The organism is Halanaerobium sp. (genome assembly GCF_003070835.1).
This window is the reverse complement of sequence record NZ_QBLR01000383.1, coordinates 1-3,493: the sequence shown is the minus strand read 5'-3', so window position 1 is coordinate 3,493 and position 3,493 is coordinate 1. Positions and strand designations below refer to the sequence as shown.

The window sequence follows — 3,493 nt, the reverse complement described above, 5'->3', positions numbered from 1 at the left end:
AACCTTTTCTAACGTGTTCAATTTCTTAACAACTTTTATTATAATACACTCTTGCCTTAAAATCAATTAATATTTCTCTGTTTTTTTGTCGAATTAGCTTGAATTTAATTGAACACAAGTTCGTTTTGTGGTATAATATACTTAAAGATTAGTTCTCAGGCCTTATCTTTTTAAAGATAAAATTCTAAGAGAAAGAGGTTAGAAAAATGCAAACTCCTCACGACAGGTTTTTTCAAGATATGTTCGACAAAAAGATTGTCGCAGAAGAATTTATCAAAAATTATTTGCCTCAGGAATTGTTAGAATTGATTGATATGGATAAGTTGGAGATTTCAAAAAAATCATTTGTTAGCAAACATTTAAGAAAATATTTTTCAGATGTTGTTTATAGGGTTCAATTAAATAATCAAAATGCCTATATCTACTGCCTTTTTGAACACAAAAGTTATCCCGATAAAGATGTTTCCTTTCAACTTCTTCAATATATGGTCCGAATCTGGGAGCATCACCAGGATCATTATGATGAAGAAAAACTGCCGCTGGTAATTCCCCTCTTGATTTACCATGGGGAAAAGAGGTATAATATAGGTAAGACCCCTCTTGATTTACCATGGGGAAAAGAGGTATAATATAGGTAAGAGATTTAACTCAATGATCAATACTCAGCCGAATACTGAAAAGTTCATTCCAGACTTTGAATATTTGCTTTTTGACTTTTCTAAGTATAGTGATCTGGAGATTATAGGAAGTATACAATTACAAATAGTTTTAAAAATTCTACACACTAGTTTTATTGACAAAGATTATGATAAAATATTTGCTGACATATTAAAGCTAATCAAAAAATTGAATGATACTAAGACTATTTTAGAATACTTCACAACAGGAATGAAATATATACTGGAAATTAAGGATTATGATTTTGATATTATGCATGATAAAGTTAATTTAATCATCCCCGAAAGGAGTGAGACTTTTATGTCTACAGCTAATAAATTGCGTGAAGAGGGTAAATTAGATGGAATTAAAGAAGGGATTAAAGAAGGTAGAAAAGAAGGAATGAAAGAGGGTAGAAAACAGGAATTAATTGAAACTATTTCAATCTTAATAAAGGATAAACTCCCAATAGATAAGCTTCCGGACAATCTGGAGAGTAAACTTAATAAATTAGATTTAATTGTTTTAAGAGAAATTCGCACTGATTTATTAAAGGATATTATAAACATTGAATCAATTGAAGATTTAGAAGAATACTTAAACTAAAGAGCAGACTTTTCTGCTCTTTCTTTTTTTAGTTATTCTTCATCGACATCTACCCCAGCCAAAAAAGAAAGATCCTTATTGATTTTTTCTTCTGCAGTTTAATTGATAATCAATAAAATTTAAAGTATAATTAATTTAAATTGGAGGTGTAATTATGCAAAATATTGGAATTGATCTTGCCGATTTTGAATATATTAGAAAAAACAATCTTATTTATGTAGATAAAACTGAATTTTTATATAAAATAGTATCTGAAAATAAATATTATTTCCTATCACGCCCTCGACGTTTTGGTAAAACACTTTTTGTTGACACTCTAGAAAAATTCTATCAAGGTAAAAAAGAACTTTTTGAAGGTCTTTATATCTTTAATCAAGATTGGAATTGGGAAGAACATCCGATTATTAGACTGGATTTTAATATGATACCTTCAGAAAACAGAGAAGTTTTAAATAAAAGTTTACAAAAGATTTTTAGTAAAATTGCCGCCAGATATAATATCGACCTAATAGTTGAAGAAGCATACTATATGTTTCCAGAGTTAATAGAAAAGCTTTATAATAAATTTAATCAAGATGTTGTGATTTTAATAGATGAATATGATAAACCTATAATCTCTAACCTTAAATCTACTTTAGAAGAAAATAGCGCTAACCTTAAAACTATAGACAAAAATCAGGATTATCTTAAAATGCTTTATGACTATCTAAAACCACTTGAAGGATATTTAGAAAAAGTTTTTATTACTGGTGTATCTAAATTTAGTAAGTTATCGATATTTTCGACCTTAAATAATCTAATTGAACTTGATCAAAATGAAGAATTTGCTGAAATAATGGGTTATACAGAAAAAGAATTAGATGAATATTTTAGTCCCTATTTTTCTAAACTTGCAGAAAAAAATAATTTAACTATCTCCGAATGCAGAAATAAATTTAAACAAATGTATAATGGCTTCCGTTTTACAGAAAAAGACAGTCGAGTCTATAATCCTTTTTCTGTAGGCAATGCATTAAAAAATGCAGATTTTGATAACTACTGGTTTGAAAGTGGAACACCTACCTTTTTGGTTGAATTAATTAAGAATAAAAACTTTGATCTCAGTAATTTAGAAAATATAGAAGTTGGAAAAAACGAAATAAAAGCTTATGATATAGGTAATATACAAATAATACCTCTTCTTTTTCAGACAGGTTATTTAACAATCAAAGAAATTGAAGATCAGGTAATATATAAACTTGATTATCCTAACTATGAGGTAGAAAATAGTTTCAATCTAAATCTGGCGAAATCTTTTTCTCAAAACAAAATTACAGTTCCAGTTGTACATCGGCTTAAAAAATTATTAATTAACAAAGAATTAGAAAAATTCATCCAACAGATTAAATCAATATTTTTCAGTCTGGTTAATATCAATATTCCAAAATCGCTTCAGGATAGAGAAGCTTATTACAACAGCCTCTTTTATCTGATAACTACTTTATTAACAGATAACAATTTAAATGTTTACTCAGAAGTCCTAACATCTGAAGGAAGAATTGATAGCATAGTTGAAACTGACACTAATATTTATATTATAGAATTCAAGGCAAATCAGGGTGCTGAGATAGCTTTACAGCAGATAAAAGATAAAAATTATGCTGAGAGGTTTAAAATTAAAGACAAAGGAATAATTTTAATAGGCACCAATTTTGACACTGAAAAAAGAAATATAAAAGATATTAAAATTGAAGAAATAGATTAAATTAGAGCAGACTTTTCTGCTCTTTTTTAATTATTCCGCATCGACATCTACCCAGCCAAAAAAGACAGATCCTTATTGATTTTTTCTTCTGGTAAAAGCTCCATTTCATCATTATCAATTATTAGAGCTTTTAAATTACTTAATTTAACATGCTTTGTTCTTTTCTGCCATCTCTCTCCAATTTTGTGTTTCTTTATTTGATATAGAATTCCTTTTTCTGGATTATGAGCAGCAATATCAAGCCAATCTCTTGTTTCTTTTTCAGTTAATAATTCAATCTTAATTGTTTTATCTAAAATAATTATTTCATCCACCTACTCATCTAGTATATTGTTGAATTTTTCCTGGATTTGACCCTTCTCAAGGCAAGCCCACGAGGTTTGCAAGCAGACTTTCACTCTATCACGATGAAATATTATTAAATTCATTATAATCTATAATTTTATATTCATACTCAATAATCTTTTGGTATTTCTATAGATTAAA

General features: G+C 27.8%; 4 protein-coding genes. 3 read left to right on the top strand and 1 reads right to left on the bottom strand.

Annotated elements, in window-relative coordinates:
• The first annotated feature begins 206 nt into the window (after window positions 1-206).
• The 3 genes from CI949_RS19355 (at window position 207) to CI949_RS19345 (ending at window position 3,007) form a co-directional block, all read left to right on the top strand.
• Window positions 207-629 carry an Rpn family recombination-promoting nuclease/putative transposase gene (locus CI949_RS19355; protein ID WP_290769456.1) on the top strand — a complete coding sequence of 141 codons (423 nt, stop codon included), beginning with the start codon at window positions 207-209 and terminating at the stop codon, window positions 627-629.
• 22 nt (window positions 630-651) lie between these two features.
• Window positions 652-1,263, top strand: a complete 612-nt coding sequence (locus tag CI949_RS19350; protein ID WP_290769453.1) for an Rpn family recombination-promoting nuclease/putative transposase — start codon at window positions 652-654, stop codon at window positions 1,261-1,263.
• Between the two features lie 154 nt (window positions 1,264-1,417).
• A complete protein-coding gene (locus CI949_RS19345) occupies window positions 1,418-3,007 on the top strand; it encodes an AAA family ATPase (protein WP_110301279.1) in 1,590 nt (529 codons plus the stop codon).
• Between the two features lie 47 nt (window positions 3,008-3,054).
• Here CI949_RS19345 and CI949_RS19340 read toward each other — a convergent pair whose 3' ends face one another.
• Window positions 3,055-3,321, bottom strand: coding sequence for a hypothetical protein (locus tag CI949_RS19340; protein ID WP_073160331.1), 267 nt, complete (start codon window positions 3,319-3,321; stop codon window positions 3,055-3,057).
• Window positions 3,322-3,493 lie beyond the last annotated feature (172 nt).

Excerpts from the sequence above, each read along its gene's own strand:
- CI949_RS19355 (WP_290769456.1), top strand. The coding sequence starts at position 207 with ATGCAAACTCCTCACGACAGGTTTTTTCAAGATATGTTCGACAAAAAG.
- CI949_RS19350 (WP_290769453.1), top strand. The coding sequence starts at position 652 with ATGATCAATACTCAGCCGAATACTGAAAAGTTCATTCCAGACTTTGAA.
- CI949_RS19345 (WP_110301279.1), top strand. The coding sequence starts at position 1,418 with ATGCAAAATATTGGAATTGATCTTGCCGATTTTGAATATATTAGAAAA.